Raw genomic sequence first — 21154 nt, 5'->3', positions numbered from 1 at the left:
CCGCTGCCGGCCGCCCGTGCATGCCAAGAGGGAAAGAAGTAGCGGAGAAGTTCAGGGGGAATCAGTGGAGTCAGGGCAGTCCGGCCTGGCGAGGCGGCGGTGCCGCCCCGTCAGGTGTCCGTCATCGCGTGGCTCAGGCCCCGACGGTGTCGACGATCTGCTGCTGGTCGGCCATGGCACCGGCCCACAGCCGTATGTCGGAGATCTTTCCGGGTAGGTGGTGGCCCCACGCCCCGCCCACGTAGCCCGCACCGGCCGCGAAGTCCCCGGACCCCTTCACAGCCGTGTAGGGGTGGGTGACGCCGGCGTCGTTCTCGTCGGGGCCGAGGTAGAAGCGGACCGTGCCGGACGGAGCGTCGTACATGCCGGTCATCCGTACCGGGCTGCCCAGTACGGCGGTCTCGTCGGAGACCACTCCGGTGAAACCGCCGTCGGCGTTCAGTCGGCCGAAGTACCACTTGCCGACGGGGATCGTCGTGTCGGTGTCCGGGTCGAAGCCAATCCCGGTCAGCTGGTACCAGAAGCCCCAGGAGGATCCGTCCGCGCCGCGCTCGCCGACGACCTGTGCGGTGTAACCGGTGGACTTGGTGAGCAGGGCGTCACGGTCGACGTCCACCAGGGTGGTGGCGGTGAACGAGCCGGTGTCGTCCACCACCGGTCCGGGGGTGGTGGCGGCACCGTCCGTCCCGTTCAGGACGATGGACTGGCCGTCGAGCGAGGCTCCGCCGGACAGGGTCAGCGTGCGGCCGTAGGTGGAGGTGGAGTCCGCGAGTGTGGTGCCGCTCGCACCGTCCGGGTTCCAGGCTGCCACCAGCTCCACGCCGGCCGCGCCGTTGGAGTCGAGTAGCCGGTCCTCGGTGGCGATCTCACCGTCCGTCAGTGCCCGCTGCCAGACGGCCACCTCGTCCACCCGTCCTCGCCAGTAGTTCTGATAGCTGCCGGGGGTGAAACTTGCCCGGCCGAACTGCAGGGTGCCGTCGGCCACAGTGGCGTCCGACGTGCTCGGCAGCGCTACCGGCGCTCCCTGCGGACGGCCGTTGACGTACAGCGAGATGGTGCGGGCGCGGGCGTCGTAGACACCGGTCAGATGCGTCCAGACCCGCAACGGAACACCCGCCGTGTCGGCGTTCACGCCCTGGTACTTGCGCACACCGTTCTCGTACCAGCTCCAGAGGAACACCCACCGGTGGACGCCCGGCGAGTAGTACAGGGTGAACCCCGAACCGTCGCTGCCCGTCTCCGACAGCACCGTGCGGAAGGCCGAGTCGTCGGCCAGGTAGGCCCAGGCCGAGACGGTGAACGAGGACTGGGTGTTGACCACCGGAGCGCTGGTGACGGCGTAGCCACTCTGGTTGGCAGTGTTCGTCGTGTCGTTCAGCCACAGTGAGCGGTCGCCGTCGCCTCGGCGTCCGAACGTCGACCAGCCCGCCCCGTTCGTGTACAGCGTCGCCGGGTGGCGTATCCCCTCGGTCGCCGTGTCCGCCGCCGTGGTAACACCGGAGCCGGGAGACGCGTCATCGAAGTGCCAGCGGCCGATCGCCGTCTGCCCTTCGGCAACGTTGAACTTGACGATCGCCTTCGCGCCCCAGCGGCCCGCGCTGTCCTGGGCCCGCACCTGGAGCTGCTGCGTGCCGGCCAACTGGGGCGTGATCCCTGTGGCGACCTTGTTCCCGGAGATCGGCGGGGACCAGGTGGTGGAGGTGACGAGCTTGTACTCGTAGGCGGTGTTGGTGTCTGCGGACGCCGGTGAAAACGTGAACTGACCCTCCACCCCGGGGCCTCCCGCAGATGCGCAGGCGTCGGCCGTGCATGCGGAGTACGGGCTGCCGAAAGTGATCGTGGGTGCTTTCGGGGCGGTGGTGTCCACCTTGAAGTAGCACCAGCCCTTGGTGGTCACCGTGCTGGGCGACTCCAGATGGCTGCTGCCGCTGTTGTAGTAGGAACGGCTGAACACCGCGAACCGGTAGAGCGTCCCTTCGGACAGGGTGACCGGCGACGGGTAGGTGACCACCGCACCGTTGCCCACGTATCCGCTGGTGGGCCGCACCGGCTCGGTCGCCACCGACCAACTGCCGTCGCTGTTCTTCCGCTGAATGTAGAAGTGTGCGCGCAAGCTCGCCCCGCTGCCACCACCCGTCGCCGTCCACACCTTCGCGGTCAGATCGGGGGTCGCGTCGGCGATCACGTCCGGATCGGTGGAGTTCGTCTCGCAGCTGATCCCGCTGCCCTGGACGAGGCCCGCGCTGGTCGGCACGGCGGGCAGCCCCACATACGTCACCGACAGCACCGCGTCGTTGCGGAACCGCTTCCAGGCACTGGTGTCCGTCTCGTCCCGGGCCTTGAGCAGCAGCGTCAGGCGGGAGAACTTCCCCGCCGCGAAGTCCCCCACCGCGGACGTCAGGCCCGAACCGCTGAACTCGATCGGGGCGGCCGGCTGCGACGGGGAGCATCGGGAGCCACGGCCCGCCGACACGTCCTGGCTCGCCATCATCCCCAGATAGGAGGGGCGGGTCGACCAAGTGGTGGAGGACGAGAAGTTACTCATGCGCTCCAGGTCGACCCAGCGCGCGTCGCACGTGAACGACCAGGACTCGGTGGCCCGGAAGGTGGCGGAGAGTACCTTCTTGCCGACCAGGTTGCTCGGCGAGAACTGGAAGTACAGCCGCTCGGTGTACCCGGGGCCGCAGTAGTACCCGGCATACGAGGAGCAGTGGCCCATGCCCTTGCCCTCGTTGTTGCTGCCGTTGCCCCAGTTGTAGTCGGTGTAGCCGTCGGAGCGCAGCTGCGTGCGTGCGGTCTGGTCCAGGCCGATGCTGGGATCGATGTAGACGGGAAACGCACTGCTGTCGGTGTTCTTCAGCAGGGCCGTGTCCGGCACCAGGGCCAGCGTGTCCCGGCGGACCCGGACCGGCAGTACGGCCGAGGCGTTACCCGGTCCCGGTCCCGCGGCCGGGTCGTGCCGCATCTCGCCGGAGGAGCCCACGGCGGCGGCCTTGGCGGAGGCACCCTTGACGGAACGTTCCTGCCGTGAGTCCCACATCATGGCGGGGGGAGCTGCGAAGACCGGACGCGCGTCGTCGTCCACGGCCGTCATGCCGCCGCCCCGGGTCGCCGCGACCGTCAGTCCCTGCGACCGGAGTGAGAAGACGACCTCCTTCAGTTCCGGGGCCGAGGCTGCCGCAGGGGTCTTGACGACGAGCACCTCACGGAAACTGTCCGTCGTCGCCGTCATCCGCAGATCCACACCGGGCAGTACGTCGGCGTAGACCGCGCTCGCTCCGTCCAGCGACGGCTTGGGCAGCTTCCCCGGCCACCCCAGCCGCAGCGACTTGCCGTGGCTGGCGATGTCCACCAGGCCGGATCCTTCGCCCCCGCCGGAGAACTCCAGATCCACCACCGTGGCCTTCGGGCCGACCGTGCCGTCCGCCCGGAAGGCGAGCGTCGGGTCCGGCGCGGTCCAAGAGCCGTCGCCGCCGCGCACCCGCACCGGCTCGGTCGACTGCTCCAGCCTGAACGTCGTGCCGTCCGGATTGGCGTACGTCGTCGTGTACTCGGTGCGTTCGTCGACGACCTCGACCGGTGAGCCGTTGACCTCGGCCTCCTGTGAGGCGGCCGCCTCCGGCGACGGGGAGGCCGCCGAGGCGGAACCGTCGTCCCGAACCTCAGCGGCCGCGGTACGAGCGACAGCCGTCGCCAACATCGGCTGGATCAGCACTGCTACCGCTGCCAGCCACGCCGTGCACGACGACCGCGCACGCCTTCTTACGAAGTCCCCCACAATTCCCCCTGGATGTTCCACCAGTTGATCACCAGCGCTGAAGAAGCGTGTCAGGCACGGGTGCGGTTCACCCCAACCGTTCCTTCAAGATTTCGTCATAGACCGACCAGGTATGAGCAAAGAAATGGTTCGTACACCTCAAAGAAAGACGGCGGACACCAGTACGCCTCCCGTGCGGAGCACTTCGCGCCGGTGCCGGTCGAGGTGGTGCTCACCTGCGGAACCACTTCCACTTCCTGCTCCGCGCCGACGCACGGGGAAGCGAGGCGGTCGACGAGGTCTTCGCATGCCCGCAGCCCGTCGGCGGAGCCGACGGTGACCCTGAACGCCTTGCTCCTCGACGAACTCGCCGTGCTGACGGGTGGAACTGAGCAGGCGCATCCGCTCGCAGACCCCGCACCTCCGGGCAGCGGACCTCGTGCTCGACCTCATGTGCTGGGACATACCAGACCGGCTGGAAACCGCCTTGAACGAGAAGCTCGCCGCTGAACCGATCGTGCCCCTGCACGGCCGGGAAGCGTGGGGCTCGCTGCAGGACTCCTACGGATGGCGCCCCGACGGAAAGCGCTCCTGGCGCGTCCTCAGGCGTTCGTGCGCCGTAGCGAGCGAGTCGTTCGTGCTGCGCTCGAACGACTCCGCGCGCTCCGTGTCGTGCACGCCGACGACGTGGAGATCACTGTTTCCGGGACGCCGGCCGAACCGCCGTCGTCGACGCGCGCCCTGCCGCTGCCGGACGACGAGCACCCCACGGTGGTCGTCTGGAGAAGCGAGGAGGGCTGGGACGAACTGCAGGCGGCGACGCCCGCCAGCGCACAGCTGCTGGGCAGGCCCTGGCTGCAGGACGCGCTGGAACTGGTCCTCGTCAAACTCGAGCGGAGTTTCGGCGACGTCAGCCCGACACTCGTCGACGACGTTGTCCTCGCAGCAGTGTTGGGCACGACCGAGGCCAAGGTCGTCGAGATCCGGCGCAACCTCACCGGTGACGTGCAGGACACGGTGAGACTGCTCCGCCCGGTGCTGGCGTGCCTGGCCGCCGATGCCTGGAATGAGGAGGCCGCCCTCCTCCTTGGCCGTGCGGCCGGCGAGCGTGACCTCGCCGGGATCATCGACCGGCTGGCGCCTGATCCGCCCCTGTCGTCGGCGGAGCTGGTCGCCCTGGCCCGCTCATGCACGAGTCCGGCCGAGCTCAGGGACGAACTGGGTATCGACTATCAGCAGTTCAATGCCGCGATGGTCGCCCTCGGTCCCGGATACTCCCCGGACTACTACCCCGACCGCCATGAACAGGTCTTCGGCGACTTCGTGCGTGCCCGCTTCGGAATCCTCCTCGACCGGCTACGTGCTCACAACACGGCGGCGCTTGACGCGCTCGTTCCGAGGTTGACTCCCTTGGTGGCCGCCTGGTGCCGCCGCCACGGCGTTCAGGTGCCTGCGGGATGGCACGGAGCGGTGCTGACGGAATGCAGGAGTCACATCGACGGGACCGGGCTGGGCGACCTGTTGCTACTGAGCGAGAGGCACCTGCTCGACGTGGTGGAGCGTGCCGTGGGATGGCCCGACGCAATGCCGCACGCCACGGACCCCGCGGCACTGGGCCTCACCGACAAGGACTTCGCGCCGCCGGCGGCACCGTCCCAGGGCTCCGGCGGCTCCACCGTCGTGGCTCCGCGTACGATCACCATCGGGGACGCCGAGGTCAGGGTCGGTAGCGACCAACTCTCCACCATCGCGGACATCGCCTCGAGGACCATCGACGAGGCTTTCCTCGCTCAGTCGGGCAAGGTGCGCCTGGACACCGTGGCCGGTGTGCCCCGACCACGAGGCGGAGGCGGTTCCTCCGCCAAGCCGCGCATCGTCGTCGCGAAGACGAAGCGGGCCAGCGAGGACCAGCGGTCCGCCATCGGCCTCGTCGGGGAGGTGGCCGCGCGCGCCTGGCTCCAGCGCCACTACCCTGACGTGCGGTGGGTATCGGGCCAACATCAAGTGAGCGTTGACGACGCAAGGTTCACTTGATGCAAATGCCTTGTCCACGAAGACACGAGGGTGGGGAACGGGGCACGTGGCAGGGCTGGACAGCGCGAATCGCAAGACGCTTCTCAATGACGTGGCCTCAGGAAGGCTTCAGCTTCCAGTCTTCCAGAGGGATTGGAAGTGGGACGATGATCGCATCCGAGCCATCATCGCGACCGTGACGCTCGACTATCCCCTGGGTGTCACGATGACGCTGGAGACCGGTGGCGCCTCACGCTTCCGTACCAGGACGCTCACCCGTAAGGCTCCTGCACGTGAGCGAACCCGCCCCCACGGTCAGGATCAAGGTCACCGACGCTCGTACCGCACGCACAGCACCCGGACAGCACGCGCTGCCCGCTCCCGGCCCTGAGGACATCAGCGACCGGGGGTTGCCGCTGGTCGCGGGTCTCGCCACCCGCCGGGGCCGGCACCTCCGGCCGGGAGGTCCGGGCAAGACGGTCCGGGCGGGGTGCGTGTTCGCAACTCCCGTGTGAGTTCGGGACCGCGGTGCAAGAATGTGTCGCGATGACCTCCAGTGACTACTCTCCGTTCGCTCACCTCACCGCCCCCAACGCCCCTCTCTACCGCCAGGTGATGCGGACGTTCCTCGCCGCCAAGGAGCGGTTCGCGGTGCACCTGCGGCCGGAGGACGTGTACGCCGCCCTGGACGCGGGGAGCCGGCCCGTCGACCCGGCTGCGGTGACGCAGGTGCTGGACAAGCTCGTGGAGTGGGGCAACCTGCGGGCCGACCCCGACCACGCGCGGGTGACGGCGGTCGAGGACTTCTACCGCAGGCGGTTCATCTACCAGCTCACCCGAGCCGGTGAGGCGGCCGAGGCGGCGCTGGGGACGTACGACGAGGTGCTGGGGCGGCGCGGTGAACTCCAGGCGGTCGCGCTGCACGACATCGTCACGCAGTTGCGGGCGCTCCTGGTGATCGCTGCGGAGGAAGAGCCCGACCTGGCCAAGACGTACGTCGCCCTGTCCGTGCTGACGGCGCGGTTCACCGACCTCGCCGACAACGCCCGCGCCTTCATGGGCTCGCTTCAGCGCACCATCGACCTGCACGACATCGAGGTCGAGGCGTTCCTCGCCTACAAGGACCGGCTGATCCAGTACCTGGAGCGCTTCATCCAGGACCTCATCACCCTCGGCGGGCGGATCGCCCTGCTGATCGGGGAGCTGGAGGAGCAGGAGCGGGTCGGTCCGCTGCTGCGGCTCGCCGCCGCCCGCGAGGCGGCCGACGCGGCTCCCGAGGACGCCGAGCGGGCGGCGGCGGTGGCGTACGGGAGGTGGGCCGCCCGGTGGTCCGGGCTGGCCGAGTGGTTCGTGTCGGGGGAGGGACGGGAGTCGCAGGCCAGACTGCTGCGCGGGCGGGCACTCGGCTCGATCCCGCAACTCCTGGCCGTCGTACGGCAGCTCAACGAGCGGCGGGCCGGACGCTCGGACCGTTCGGCCGACTTCCGCACCCTCGCGCGCTGGTTCGCCCAGGCGCCGGACGACGTGGCGCGGCACCGGCTCTGGCGGGTGGCGTTCGGGCTGCACTCGTCCCGGCACCTCACCGTCGACGCCGACACCCTCGCCGAACGGACGGCCGCCCCGGAGCCGGCCTCCACCCCGTGGGGCGAGGCGCGGCCGCTGAGGATCAGCCCCCAGCTGCGCCGCACCGGCAGCTACGAACGACGCGGCAGGCCGCGCCGGGTGGCCGACCGGGGCGAGGCGAAGCGCCGGCTCGCCGAGATCGCCGCCCGGCAGACGGAGGAGACCAGGCGAGCCCGGGACCGTCTCGTGACGGGCGGACCGGTGCGGCTGTCCCGGCTCGGCGGACTCGACGCGCCTGCCTTTCAGTTGTTCCTGCGGCTGCTCGGCGACGCGCTCGCCACCTGGCGGCCGGGCACCATCACCACAGTCGCCACCAGCGGGGACGGTTCGATGGAGATCCGGCTGACCGCCCTCGACGACGGATCGACAGCCGAAGTGCGCACTCCCGACGGTGTGTTCAGCGGCCCCGATCACCTGATCGACATCGTCGACCTCACCGTGGGGCAGGGCGAGCGCGCCGCCGCACCGCCATCGGCACCCGTTCCCCTCCCCGCCCCGCGACGGGACACCGCTCCCCGACTCACGGAGGACCGATGAACGGCCCCTTGGCCGAGGTGCTCGACGGCCAGCGGCAGGCCGACCTCCGGAAAGCCGCACGCGCCCTGCTGAAGAAGCCGCTGCTCACGGCCGACGGACCGTACGCGGACGAGTTCAAGCTGGTGCGCCGGCACACCGCCGAGCTGCGGGAGTGGTTCGAACGCAACGTCGGCTGGACGCTGCGCACGGACGCCGACACCGCACGGCTGCGCAAGACGCCGGGCACCGTCACCGACGCCACGCACCCGGCGCGCGAGGCCGCCCGCAGCGCCCAGCCCTTCACCCGCCGCCGCTACGTCCTGCTCTGCCTGGCCCTGGCCGCGCTGGAACGGGGCGAGTCGCAGGTGGCGCTCGGACGCCTCGCCGAGCAGGTCGTCCTGGCCGCCGCCGACCCTGAACTCGTCGCTGCCGGGATCACGTTCACTCTGGAGCGGCGCGACGAGCGCCTCGACCTCGCGGCCGTCGTCCGCCTGCTGCTGCGGCTCGGCGTGCTGCGGCGGGTCGCCGGCGACGAGGACGCCTACGTCAGCGGATCGGGCGACGTGCTGTACGACGTGCGGTGGCGCGTGCTGGCCGGGATGCCCGCGTCCCTGCGAGGACCCTCCATGGTCGAGGCCGAGTGCTTCGAGGAGCGCCTGGTGGAGATGACCGCGTGGACCGTGCTCGACAGCGACGAGCTCAGGTTCCGGGCGATCCGCTGGAAACTGACCCGCATCCTGCTGGACGACCCGGTGCTGTACTACGACGACCTGACCGACGACGAACTGGCCTACCTCACCCGGCAGCGCGGCTTCATCACCGCCCGCATCAACGAGCTGACGGGACTCGTCCCGGAGGTCCGGGCCGAGGGCATCGCCATGGTCGACCCGATGGACGACCTCACGGACGCGCGCATGCCGGAACAGGGCACCCACGGCCACATCACCCTGCTGCTGGCGGGGCACCTGGCCCGGGCGGACGGGCCCGTCGAACCGGCGGAACTGGCGATCCTCGTAAGGGAGCTGGCCGTGGAGCACGGCGGATTCTGGTCCAAGTCGGCGAGGGAACCGGGAGCGGAGCCCGGACTCGTCGAGCAGGCTCTGGCCAGGCTGGTGGCGCTGGGACTCGCCGAGCGCACCGAAGGGGGCGTCGTACCGCGGCCGGCCCTCGCGCGGTACGCGGTCGCCGCACCCGTGGTCGAGGAACCCGGACGGGCCCGCCGGTCCGTCACCACGGAACAGCCCGTGCGGCCCGTGCAGCCCGTGCAGCCCGTGCAGGACGAAAGGTGAACCGCCCCGTGACCGCGCTCCCCGGACCCGAGTCGCCCGGCCCCGTGCTGCCCGCTCCCGCACCCGGCCGGTGGCGGCCCCTGCGCATCGGACTCGTCGACCTCTTCCACTACGACGTCGAGGAGTTCTGGTTCCGCGACGGCCGGCTGCTGCTGCGCGGCAACAACGGCACCGGCAAGTCGAAGGTGCTCGCCCTCACCCTGCCGTTCCTCCTGGACGGCGACCTCTCCGCCCGCCGCGTCGAACCCGACGGCGACCCCGGCAAGCGCATGGAGTGGAACCTCCTCCTGGGCGGCGCGCACCCGCACCCCGAACGGCTCGGATACACCTGGATCGAGTTCGGACGACTCGACGGCAGCACGGGTGAGGCGCACTTCCGCACGCTGCTGTGCGGACTCAAGGCGGTCGCCGGACGTGGCATCGCCCGCCACTGGTTCGCGGTCACCGGCCAGCGGGTCGGCGCCGGCCTCGACCTGCTGGACGCGACCGGGACGGCACTGTCCCGGGACCGGCTCGCCGAGGCCGTCGGCGCCCACGGCATGGTGTACGACACGGCGAAGGCCTACCGCAGGGCGGTCGACGAAGCCCTGTTCGGGCTGGGGGAGCGGCGCTACGGCGCCCTCGTCGACCTCCTGATCCAGCTGCGCCAGCCCCAGCTGTCCAAGCGACCCAGCGAGGCCGCCCTGTCCCGGGCACTGACCGAGGCACTCCCGCCGATGGACCAGGCGGTCGTCGCCGACGCGGCGGAGGCTTTCCGGTCGCTGGACGAGGAGAAGGAGGAACTGCGGGCGGCCCGCGAGGCCGAACAGGCGTCCACGGCGTTCCTCGACCACTACCGCCGCTACGCCCGCCTCGCCTCCCGGCGCCGCGCCCGCCTGCCCCGCCGCGAACACGCCCGGTACGAGAACCTGCAACGGGAACTCGCCAGGGCACAGGCGGACCGGGACCGGGCCTCGGCGGAACGCGAGGACGCCGCGGCGAGGGGCACCGCCCTCGACGAGCGGGCCGCACGGCTGGCCGCCCAGGCCGCCACGCTGCGGTCCCGGCCCGAGATGCGCGACGCCCGCGCGCTCGACCGGGCGGCGGACGACGCCTCCCGCACGGCGGCAGACCTGAAGCGGGCCGAGGCGGACCGGCGTACGGCGGCCGAGGCACACACCCGGGCCCTGGGCCGGCTCGCCACCGCGGACAGCCGGCTCACGGCAGCCCGGGAGGCACTGGACGGGATCCGGGACCGGGTGGCCGAGTGCGCGGTAGCCGCCCGGCTCGAGCTCCCCAGGACGGAGGGAGCCCCCGACGCGGTTCTGCGCCGGGAGGCGGACGAGGCGACCGCGAGCAGGCAGCGCGCCGTCGAGCACGTGGCGGAGCTCGTCACGCGGGCCGAGCAGGCCGAGGAGCGGCACCGTGCCGCTCGGCTGCGCGTCGACGAGGCCGACGAGGAGGTCGTGCACGGGGAGGAGCGACTGGCCGAGGCGGAGGAGGACGTCGCCCGAGAGGGGCGGGCGCTGGTCACGGCCGTGCGGGAGCGTCTTTCCGGGTGTGCGGAGCTGCGGGTGCCCGGGCTTCCCGGGGTTCTGGACGCCGTACAGGACTGGTCGAGCTCTCTGGACGGCCCGATGCCGGCCCGTACGGCGGCGAGCGAGGCGCACCGCGCCGCCGCCTCCCGCCTGGCCGACCGGGCGGCCGGACTGGCCCACCGCGAGGCGGCGACGGCGGGGCGGCAGCGACTGGCGGTGGACGAACTGACCGCCCTCGAAACGGGCGGAGAGCACGGCCCCGCGGCTCCCCCCACGCGCACACCCGGCGTGCGGGACCGGGGCCCCGGCGCTCCGCTGTGGCGGCTCGTCGACTTCCACCCGCACGTCGCCGAGACCGACCGTGCGGGATTGGAAGCCGCGCTGCAGGCGTCGGGGCTCCTCGACGCCTGGGTGCGGCCGGACGGCTCCGCGATCGCGGCGGACGGCCATGACGTGATGCTGGACCCGGTCGGGCTGCTCGGCGGGGTCGGTCTCGACCGCGCGCTGTGCCCGGCCGTCGACCCCGCGGACGCGGGGGCCGCCGCCGTGGGGGAGGAGACGGTCGCACGTCTGCTCGCCTCGATCGGGCTGGCCGCGGGCGACGGCGACGGGTCCGGCGCGGCGTCCTGGGAGGCCGGCGGCCACGACACCTGGGTCTGCGCGGACGGGCGCTTCCGCGTCGGGGCGCTCACCGGGAGCTGGGCCAAGGACAGCGCCCAGTACGTGGGGGAAGGTGCGCGGGAACAGGCACGCCGCGTCCGCATCCGGGAACTGCGCGCCGAGATCGACGACCTGACGGCGGAGCGGGAACGACTGGCCGAGGAGTCCCGCGCCGTGGCCGAGCGCCGTGCCACGCTGGACGCCGAACTCGCCGCACTGCCCGGCGACGACGACCTGCGGCACGCCCACGCACGCGTCACCGCCGCGTCCGACGCGGCCCGTCGCGCCCGCGCCCGGCGGCACGAACGCGCCGCGGAACTGGCTCCGGCCGCAGAGCGCGCCCGACGTGCGGCGGCCGAACTCGCCGACACCGCGGCGGCCCTGAACCTCCCCGCCGACCACACGGCACTGGCCGCCGTGCGCCAGGCGCTCACCGACCACATCGCCCTCCTGGCGGCCCTGTGGCCGGCGCTGCGCGAGCGCGCGGAGGCCGAGCGCGCGGTGACCGATGAGCGGGAGGAGGCCGGCCGGGCCGAACTCCTCGTGTCCGAACTCGCGGAGCGCGCCAAGGAGGCGGCTCGGGTGGCCGCGGCGGCGGACGAACACCTCACGACGCTCCGCTCCACCGTCGGAGCGGCCGTCGCCGAGCTGCAGAGGCAACTGGAGGAGACGGCCGAGGCGGCGCGGGTCTGCGAGCACGAGCAGCGGCAGTCCCGGGCGGACCACGGTGACGCCGACCGGCGGGCCAGCCGCGCCGAAGGACGTATCGAGCGGCTCACCGAGGACGTCACCGAGGCGACCGCCGCGCGGGAGGAAGCGGTCGCGGCGCTCCGGCGGTTCGCCGCAACGGGGCTGCTCGCCGTCGCGCTGCCCGACATCGACGTACCGGACGACGGCGGAGGGACGTGGGCGGCGACCCCCGCCGTCGCCCTCGCGAGGTCGGTGGAGTCCCGGCTCTCCGCGATCGACGACACCGACGCGGCCTGGGAGCGCGTGCAGAAGCGGCTGAGCGAGGAATTCGGCAGGCTCCAGGACGCGCTGTCGCGGCACGGCCACACCGCCACCGCCCGCCCGAGCGAGGACGGCATGCGGGTCGACATCGTCTACCAGGGCCGGGAACGGGCCGTGCCCGAACTCGCCGAGGCGCTGGCCGTGGAGGTCGCGGAACTGACCCGCATCCTGTCCGCACGCGAGCGCGAGATCCTCCAGACCCATCTGATCACCGAGGTCGCCGGGACGCTCCAGGAACTGATCGGGGCGGCCGAACGGCAGGTGGCCGCCATGAACAGGGAGTTGGAGGAGCGTCCGACCTCCACGGGCATGAAGCTGCGGCTGGTGTGGAGAGCGTCCCGCCGGGCTCCGCAGGGGCTGGCTCAGGCCCGCGAACGGCTGCGCCAGTCGGCCGACGCGTGGTCGCCCGAGGACCGGACCGCGGTCGGCGCGTTCCTCCAGGAGCAGATCGCCCACCGGCAGGCCGACGACAGCGCCGGCAGCTGGCTGGAGGACCTCACCGCCGCCCTCGACTACCGGTCCTGGCACGAGTTCGGCGTCGAACGCCACCAGCACGGCAAGTGGGTGCCGGCCACCGGCCCCGCCTCGGGCGGGGAGCGGGTGCTGGCCGCGTCCGTACCCCTGTTCGCCGCCGCGTCCTCGCACTACGCGAGTGCGGGCGGCGCGCACGCCCCGCGCCTGGTCACCCTGGACGAGGCGTTCGCCGGCGTCGACGACGACTCACGAGCCAAGTGCCTCGGCCTGCTGCGCGCATTCGACCTCGACGTCGTCATGACCAGTGAACGCGAATGGGCCTGCTACCCCCAGGTGCCGGGTGTCGCCATCGCCCAGCTCTCCCGCGTCGACGACATCGACGCCGTACTGGTGACACGGTGGGAATGGGACGGCAGCGAACGGCGGCGCGGCACGGAGCCCGGTGCCCGGGCGGACGCAGTTGCGGCGGCCGCCGGTGCCGTTGACTCCGGCGAGCAGCCCGACGGGCCTGTGAGTCCGTCCCGTGAGCCGGGGCGGACCGCCGTGCTCGACAGTGCCGGCGGACAGGGGGCCCTGTGGACGTGAACCGTGCGCCGACCCCGCCTGACCGCGACGGAGGCCGGGCGGCGCCCGGACGCACGACACCGCCGGACGCGACCGCGGACGCCGTGCCGAGGGGGCCCGCACCGGCGGAAGCCCGGACCGACGTCGACACCGAGCGCCTCGGACGCCTGCTCGGCGATCCCGGCCTCACCTGGTTCGTGGACCGCGTGCGGCAACGGATGGCCCGCGGCCGGCCGCTCACCGGCTCCGTCACCTTGTCCGACCCCGAGGAATCCCAACGCCGCGCCGCCGAACGCCTCCTGGGACGGGCACCACGAGCCCGCGGCTCCCTCGGCATTCCCCTCGACACCGTGGATGAGATCCTGCGTCGCTCCGGTGTCAGCCCCGGCGGACTGGCGGCGGCCGTCGTCGCCCTCGCCGGCCCGGTCGTACTCCACGCCGAGACAAGGAACAGAGAGGAACGGGCCTGGGAGGAGGCGTACGCCCCGCTCGGCACCCTCGACGCGGAGCTGGCCCACTGGGCCGAACGGATCCGCGGTGACGGTCTCGTACGACGCCTCGCCCGCATACCGGAGGCGGCGGTCCCCTTGGTGGAGGCCGCCGTGCGCGCGTTGCGTGCACTGCCCGCGTCACCGCCGACGTCGCGGTCGACGTTCGCGGCACGGAACCTCTCCGGCGCCCATGCCCTGGACGAGGGGACACCGCTCGCCACTCTCGTCCTGTCCGGCATCCGTTGCCTCACCGGCTTCCCCGACGGCTCCGGGGCGCAGTGGCGGCGGGAGGCGTGGGCCTCGGCAGGCCTGCTCAAGGACGACCTGTCGTCGACCGTCCTCACCCTCAACCTGCGCGGTACCCCAGCCCTCGACTGGATGGCCGACGCCGGGGAGCCGGCGGTGCTGACGCTCCGCTCCCTGACCGGCCGCGCACCGGTTGCCTCCGTTCCCCCGACGGGAACCGTTCACATCTGCGAGAACCCCGCGGTACTCTCCGCTGCCGCCGACACCCTCGGCCGGGCGTGCCCGCCCATGGTGTGCCTTCAGGGGCAACCGTCGGCTGCCGCGCTCACGTTGCTGCGCGACCAGTCCTCGCGGGGTTCCCGCCTGCTGTATCACGGCGATTTCGACTGGGGCGGGGTGCGCATCGCCACAGCACTGGCGCGAAGCGTCCCCTGGCGGCCGTGGCGCTACACGGCGGCGGAATACCGAGCAGCAGTGACCGGAGTGGCACAAGCCCCGGATCTGACGGGCCCGCCCGCCGCGACCCCCTGGGACCCGGCCTTGGCCGTCGCTCTCGCCGAGTGCGGTGTCCGGGTCGAGGAGGAAACGGTGCTGAACGACTTGCTCACGGACCTCGGCACGGGGTCCCGCTGAGGCGTTTCCCGGGGCCGCGGCGGGCGCAAAGTCCCACGAGTACCGACTCACTCCCCCGTCGTGCGCGCCTTTCCGACGACGCGTCGCGTGGAGTGTGTGTGGCTCGAAAGCCTGCCGTGACGTCCTGTGTGGCACCGGGGGACCACGGGACGCGCACGGCACGCTGACCTGTCGTCATGCTGGCTTCCAGGCCGAGACCATGGAGGCCGAGCGTGTCGGGATGCACGACGTCGGCTCCAGTTGATCAGTCACGCCAATGGGGGCGTTATGACCTCCGACTGATTCTCTCTCCAGGGTCTGCCCGGCGAGCTTGGTGTGGGGAAAGCCCGCTACCTACTGCTGTTCCACCTACTCGTTTCTCGGCTCTTGCTCTGATCGCTTGCAGATCCGATCTCATCCGGACGTGATCAGTCGATGTCCGGATCATCCTTTCGACGGGAGGCTGCGAACACGTCGATCAGGTCGCGGGGCGCTCCGCGGTCGGCGAGGGCACGGACCTTGGTCCCGATCACGTCCTCCTCCGCGAGGACGGGTCCGTACGGGCTCTGGGCGACGGGCCGCCAGAAGAGCTCCTTGAGGATGTCGACTTCGCACTCCTGCCCGGTGGCCGCGTCGGACACGGTGAAACGGGCAGACAGCGGGGCGGTCTCCAGGGCGTGCACCTTCCAGCCGCGGGTTTCCAGGCCGGCTCGGAGCGTGGCCGCGATGTCGGCCATGGGTGCCGGGTTCTCGGTGGCGACATCGAGGTCCTGGCTGGGGCGATTCACGAGGCGGTGCGCCCGCACGGCATAGCCGCCGGTGAGGACCAGGGGATACGGCGAGCCGAGCGCGATCACATCCGCCAGGAGCCGCTTGTGCAGCTCCGGCATGTCCGTCACGCGGCTTCCCGGCTGCCGGAGGCGAGCTGGGGGAAGGCTTCTTCCCACACCGTGCGCACGGTGCGGCCGACGAGGGTGCGCAGCACCGGCCACATCTGGAGGAGAAGATCCCGGTTGAGGAATTGGGGCAGATCGTCGCGCAGGCCCTCGTGAAGGACAGTGCGGTACAGGCCCATGCGCTGACGAGGCTTGCTCATGTCGTACGAGGTCATCCCCGACCAGGCCATGTGCAGCGGCAGCTCCACGACCCCCTGGGTCGGGCCGCACAACTGGTCCAGCGACTCCGGCAGACGCCGCCGGAACTTCTCCCGGTACAGCGCGAGATCCTCGGCGACCGCGCCCGAGAGGCCGCTCGGAGCGGGTACTGGGTGCTGTGGGCTGGTGGACATGCCTCCATTGTGACGGTGGGGGAGCGGTAAGGGGCGTGATGCGCAAGCTGGCGTCCGCAGTGAGCGGGACGGGCTCGTGCAGGGTGTCTGGGCGTGACAGCGGGGCAGTGAGCCGACACCTGCCCTGAACTGTGCTCATGACTCGCCCCAGGCCGACATCCTTCCGGTGACGCATCACGTGGAGTGCCGGGCAATCCGTTCCCCAGCCCCTGACGTCGACAGTCTCTCGGCCTCGGCCCAAGAGTCCCGGAGAAGTCCCACAGGCGCAGCCCCGAACCCCTCCTGACTCGCATACACGCAGGTCAGGAGGGGTATAGCGGTGTCTTTTCTGAAGACTTTCAGATGTCCCGGAAGATCTCGATCTGGGCCCCGATGGAGTTGAGGCGCTCGGCGAAGTCCTCGTAGCCGCGGTTGATGACGTACACGTTGCGCAGGACGGAGGTGCCCTCCGCGGCCATCATCGCCAGCAGGACCACCACTGCGGGCCGCAGGGCGGGCGGGCACATCATCTCGGCGGCGCGCCACCGGGTCGGGCCCTCCACCAGCACGCGGTGCGGGTCCAGCAACTGGAGCCGTCCGCCGAGGCGGTTGAGGTCGGTCAGGTAGATGGCGCGGTTGTCGTAGACCCAGTCGTGGATGAGGGTCTGGCCCTGCGCGGACGCCGCGATCGCCGCGAAGAACGGCACGTTGTCGATGTTGAGGCCCGGGAACGGCATCGGGTGGATCTTGTCGATCGGCGCCTCCAGCTTGGAGGGCCGCACGGTGAGATCGACCAGCCGGGTGCGGCCGTTGTCGGCCGGGTACTCGGGGCTGCGGTCGTGGTCGAGGCCCATCTCCTCCAGCACCGCGAGCTCGATCTCCAGGAACTCGATCGGCACCCGGCGCACCGTCAGCTCCGACTCGGTCACCACGGCCGCCGCGAGCAGGCTCATCGCCTCGACCGGGTCCTCGGAGGGGGAGTAGTCGACATCGGCGTCGATGTCCGGTACGCCGTGCACGGTGAGCGTGGTGGTGCCGATGCCCTCGACCCTGACGCCGAGCGCCTCCAGGAAGAAGCACAGGTCCTGGACCATGTAGTTGGAGGAGGCGTTCCGGATGACGGTGACCCCGTCGTGCCGGGCGGCGGCCAGGAGCGCGTTCTCCGTCACCGTGTCCCCGCGCTCGGTCAGCACGATCGGGCGCTCGGGCCGCATCGAGCGGTCCACCTGGGCGTGGTACTGGCCCTCGGTCGCCGCGATGTCGAGGCCGAAGCGCCGGAGCGCGATCATGTGCGGCTCGATGGTGCGGGTGCCGAGGTCGCAGCCGCCGGCGTAGGGCAGTTTGAAATTGTCCATGCGGTGCAGCAGCGGACCGAAGAACATGATGATGGAGCGGGTGCGGACGGCGGCCTCGGCGTCGATCGCCGCCATGTCCAGCTCGGCCGGCGGCACGATCTCCAGGTCGACCCCGTCGTTGATCCAACGGGTGCGTACGCCGATGGAGTTGAGCACCTCGAGGAGGCGGTAGACCTCCTCGATGCGGGCCACCCGGCGGAGCACCGTGCGGCCCTTGTTGAGCAGTGCGGCGCACAGCAGGGCGACGCAGGCGTTCTTGCTGGTCTTGACGTCGATGGCGCCGGAGAGGCGGCGGCCGCCGACGACCCGCAGGTGCATCGGCCCGGCGTAGCCCAGCGAGACGATTTCGCTGTCCAGGGCTTCACCGATACGCGCGATCATCTCAAGACTGATGTTCTGGTTGCCGCGCTCGATCCGATTGACAGCGCTCTGGCTGGTGCCGAGCGCCTCGGCGAGCTGCGTCTGCGTCCAGCCCCTGTGCTGGCGGGCGTCGCGGATGAGCTTGCCGATGCGTACGAGGTAATCGTCTGCCATGAGACTGAGGCTATCTCAGATATGAGATGGGGATTTACGTGAGTGGGCCATTCGGGTGATATTCCGTCAATAGGTCCATTATGTTCGCTTTGGTGGCCGGTCGCGCGTCTCTTCTGGTGGGGCGTGTCGTCGGCGTCGCGAGTCCGGGCGGGGTCGGGTCGGTGTCGCGGGGGTTGTGCGGCGGTTCGCCGGCGGCGGACTCGGTTCGTGGTGCGCGTGGCCGGTCGTGGTGTGCGTGGCCGGCGTCCGTCCGGTTGTGCGGGTGCTCGGTCGCCGCTCCCTTCGTCGCTCGGTCGGCCGTCCGGAGCGAGGCGCTCCATGCTCACCCTTGGTGTCGGCCTGCGTGCCGATAGTGGCGAAAAGGCGCCGCGGAGGCCGGTCGGGCCGTGTGGTGGGATCCTGATCTCGCAACGGACGCATCTGCTGATTACGGTGGATACGTATCCGTGTGTCCTGTTTCACAGGAGGAGACGCAGATGAGTACCCCCACCACCGCTCCCGCTCCGGCAGCCGCGCCCACCATCGCCGATCCCGGCCCGCTGGGTCTCGCCGCCTTCGCCGCGACCACGTGTGTGCTGAGCGTCTTCAACGCCGATCTGATCACCGACCCGGCGCTGATCGCAGTAGTCCTCCCGCTGGCCCTCTTCTACGGAGGACTGACCCAACTCCTCGCCGGAATGTGGGAGTTCCGCAAGGGCAACACCTTCGGTGCCACCGCGTTCGCCTCGTTCGGCGCGTTCTGGCTGTCGTACGCCGGTTTCGTGCGGTACATCGCGCCCGCGCTGCCCGTCGCGACCATCAACCAGGCGGCCGGCATGTTCCTGCTGGTGTGGGCGGTCTTCACGCTGTACATGACGGTCGCCGCGGCCCGCACGACCGGGGCCATCTTCTCGGTCTTCGTCACCCTGTCCGCGACGTTCGTCGTGCTGTGCATCGGCGAGTTCGCGCAGTCGCCCAACACCACGCAGGCCGGCGGCGCGCTCGGGCTGCTGACTGCCGTGTGCGCCTGGTACGCCTCGTTCGCCGGTGTCACCAACGCCACGTACAACCGCACCGTCGTGCCGGTCTTCCCGAACTTCGGGGAGCGCCTCGGGTTCCACGGCCACGGCCACGGGCCCTTCGCCGGAGCCCGGGCATGACCGGCGCGGGCGGCGAGACACTCTCCAACCTGCTGCGCGAGGAGCGGCGCTTCCCACCGCCCCCCGAACTGGCCGCCACGGCGAACGCCACCGCGGCGGACTACGAACGCGCCGAAGCCGACACCCTCGGCTTCTGGGCCGACCAGGCCGCCCGGCTGGACTGGGAACGCCCCTGGGACCAGGTCCTGGACTGGAGCCGGGCCCCGTTCGCCCGCTGGTTCACCGGAGGGCGCCTCAACGCGGCGTACAACTGCCTCGACCGCCACGTCGCGGCAGGCCACGGGGACCGGGTGGCCTTCCACTGGGAGGGCGAGCCGGGTGACACCCGCACGATCACCTACGCCGAACTGACGACCGAGGTGTGCCGGGCGGCCAACGCCCTGCTCTCCCTCGGCGTACGCACCGGCGACCGGGTGGCCATCTACATGCCGATGATCCCGGAGACGGTCGTGGCGATGCTGGCCTGCGCCCGCATCGGTGCCCCGCACACCGTCGTCTTCGGCGGCTTCTCCGCCGAGGCGCTGCGCGGCCGCATCCGGGACTGCGACGCCCGGGTCGTGATCACGGCGGACGGGGGCTACCGCAAGGGTGCGCCCTCGGCGCTGAAGCCCGCGGTGGACGACGCCGTGCGCGAGTGTCCCGACGTGCGCAGCGTGCTGGTGGTCCGGCGTACCGGTCAGGACGTCGACTGGGCCGAAGGCCGGGACGTCTGGTGGCACGAGCTGGTGGCCGCGCAGTCGCCGGAACACGAGGCGGAGGCGTTCGACAGCGAGCACCCGCTCTACATCATGTACACCTCCGGCACGACCGCCCGCCCGAAGGGCATCCTGCACACCACCGGCGGCTACCTCACCCAGGTGGCCTGGTCCCACTGGGCGGTGTTCGACGTCAAGCCGGAACGGGACGTGTTCTGGACGGCGGCCGACATCGGCTGGGTGACCGGACACTCGTACATCGTCTACGGGCCGCTGGCCAACGGCGTCACCTCGCTGCTGTACGAGGGCACCCCGGACACCCCGCACAAGGGCCGCTGGTGGGAGATCGTCGAGAAGTACCGGGCGACGATCCTGTACTGCGCTCCGACCGCGATCCGCACGTTCATGAAGTGGGGTGGCGAGGTACCGGCCGGATTCGACCTGTCCTCGCTGCGCATCCTGGGCTCGGTCGGCGAGCCCATCAACCCCGAGGCGTGGATCTGGTACCGCCACCACATCGGCTCCGACCGCTGCCCCGTGGTGGACACCTGGTGGCAGACGGAGACCGGGGCGCAGCTCATCAGCCCGCTGCCGGGAGTGAGCACCTGCAAGCCCGGCTCGGCGTTGCGCCCGCTGCCCGGGATCCGGGCCGACGTGGTCGACGACACGGGTGCGTCCGTGCCCAACGGCTCGGGCGGCTACCTGGTGCTCACCGAGCCGTGGCCGTCGATGCTGCGCACCATCTGGGGCGACGAGCAGCGCTACGTGGACACCTACTGGTCCCGCTTCCCCGGCATGTACTTCGCCGGGGACGGCGCGAAGAAGGACGAGGACGGCGACATCTGGCTGCTGGGTCGGGTCGACGACGTCATGAACGTCTCCGGCCACCGGATCTCCACCACGGAGGTCGAGTCCGCCCTGGTCTCGCACCCGCTGGTGGCGGAGGCGGCGGTGGTCGGCGCCAGCGACCCGACGACCGGGCAGGGCGTCGTGGCCTTCGTCATCCTGCGCGGCGACGCGGGGGACAAGGAGCCGGAGCAGGTGGCGTCCGAGCTGCGCGGGCACGTCGGCAAGGAGATCGGGCCGATCGCCCGGCCCCGGCAGATCCTGGTCGTGGCCGAGCTGCCGAAGACCCGCTCCGGGAAGATCATGCGGCGGCTGCTGCGGGACGTCGCCGAGCGCCGCGCGCTGGGCGACGTCACCACGCTGACGGACTCCTCCGTCATGGACGAGATCAGCCGGCGCCTGCCCGGGGGCGGAGCCGCACAGGACGAGGAGGCGTAGCCCGCGCGCGGGCGAACCGGGGGGGGGGGGGGGGGGGGGGGGGGGGGGGGGGGGGGGGGGGGGGGGGAGAAGGGGGGGGGAGGGAGGGGGGGGGGGGGGGGGGGGGG

The 21154-nt window shown here is 71.4% G+C and carries 11 protein-coding genes and 1 pseudogene; 8 read left to right on the top strand and 4 right to left on the bottom strand.

Going from position 1 to position 21154, the window contains the following annotated elements:
- Positions 1–133: 133 nt before the first annotated feature.
- A complete protein-coding gene (locus ACL02U_RS25740; protein WP_412793319.1) occupies positions 134–3700 on the bottom strand; it encodes a LamG domain-containing protein in 3567 nt (1188 codons plus the stop codon).
- Between the two features lie 729 nt (positions 3701–4429).
- On the opposite strand from ACL02U_RS25740, the gene ACL02U_RS25735 reads away from it, so the two are divergent.
- The 6 genes from ACL02U_RS25735 (at position 4430) to ACL02U_RS25710 (ending at position 14794) form a co-directional block, all read left to right on the top strand.
- Positions 4430–5791, top strand: a complete 1362-nt coding sequence (locus ACL02U_RS25735) for a hypothetical protein (RefSeq protein ID WP_412793318.1) — start codon at positions 4430–4432, stop codon at positions 5789–5791.
- Positions 5792–6063: 272 nt separating this feature from the next.
- Positions 6064–6285, top strand: coding sequence for a hypothetical protein (locus tag ACL02U_RS25730; protein ID WP_412793317.1), 222 nt, complete (start codon positions 6064–6066; stop codon positions 6283–6285).
- Between the two features lie 31 nt (positions 6286–6316).
- Positions 6317–7930 carry a TIGR02677 family protein gene (locus ACL02U_RS25725; protein WP_412793316.1) on the top strand — a complete coding sequence of 538 codons (1614 nt, stop codon included), beginning with the start codon at positions 6317–6319 and terminating at the stop codon, positions 7928–7930.
- Positions 7927–9198, top strand: a complete 1272-nt coding sequence (locus tag ACL02U_RS25720; RefSeq protein WP_412793315.1) for a TIGR02678 family protein — start codon at positions 7927–7929, stop codon at positions 9196–9198. The genes ACL02U_RS25725 and ACL02U_RS25720 overlap by 4 nt, the downstream gene beginning before the upstream one ends.
- Before the next feature lie 8 nt (positions 9199–9206).
- A complete protein-coding gene (locus ACL02U_RS25715; protein WP_412793314.1) occupies positions 9207–13445 on the top strand; it encodes a TIGR02680 family protein in 4239 nt (1412 codons plus the stop codon).
- Positions 13436–14794, top strand: a complete 1359-nt coding sequence (locus ACL02U_RS25710; RefSeq protein ID WP_412793313.1) for a TIGR02679 family protein — start codon at positions 13436–13438, stop codon at positions 14792–14794. Before ACL02U_RS25715 ends, ACL02U_RS25710 begins: the two co-directional genes overlap by 10 nt.
- 410 nt (positions 14795–15204) lie before the next feature.
- On the opposite strand, the pseudogene ACL02U_RS25705 reads toward ACL02U_RS25710, so the two are convergent.
- The 3 genes and pseudogenes from ACL02U_RS25705 to ACL02U_RS25695 all read right to left on the bottom strand — a co-directional run.
- Positions 15205–15663: pseudogene (locus tag ACL02U_RS25705) on the bottom strand (nucleotidyl transferase AbiEii/AbiGii toxin family protein); the annotation flags it as partial.
- Positions 15664–15668: 5 nt separating this feature from the next.
- The gene (locus ACL02U_RS25700; RefSeq protein ID WP_412793312.1) at positions 15669–16061 is read right to left on the bottom strand and encodes a hypothetical protein; all 393 of its coding nucleotides are present in this window, start codon (positions 16059–16061) and stop codon (positions 15669–15671) included.
- Positions 16062–16399: 338 nt separating this feature from the next.
- Complete coding sequence (locus ACL02U_RS25695; protein WP_412793311.1) at positions 16400–17929, bottom strand: helix-turn-helix domain-containing protein; 1530 nt, start codon at positions 17927–17929, stop codon at positions 16400–16402.
- A gap of 476 nt (positions 17930–18405) precedes the next feature.
- On the opposite strand from ACL02U_RS25695, the gene ACL02U_RS25690 reads away from it, so the two are divergent.
- Together ACL02U_RS25690 and acs are read left to right on the top strand one after the other, a co-directional pair.
- Complete coding sequence (locus ACL02U_RS25690) at positions 18406–19068, top strand: acetate uptake transporter (protein WP_412793310.1); 663 nt, start codon at positions 18406–18408, stop codon at positions 19066–19068.
- Positions 19065–21047 (top strand): acetate--CoA ligase, encoded by a 1983-nt coding sequence (gene acs / locus ACL02U_RS25685; RefSeq protein ID WP_412793309.1) that lies wholly within the window; start codon positions 19065–19067, stop codon positions 21045–21047. The genes ACL02U_RS25690 and acs overlap by 4 nt, the downstream gene beginning before the upstream one ends.
- Positions 21048–21154 lie beyond the last annotated feature (107 nt).

This window comes from Streptomyces sp. MS06, assembly GCF_047200655.1.
Classification (GTDB): Bacteria; Actinomycetota; Actinomycetes; order Streptomycetales; family Streptomycetaceae; genus Streptomyces.
The sequence above is the reverse complement of the archived record's forward strand: the minus strand, read 5'-3'. Positions and strand labels throughout refer to the sequence as shown.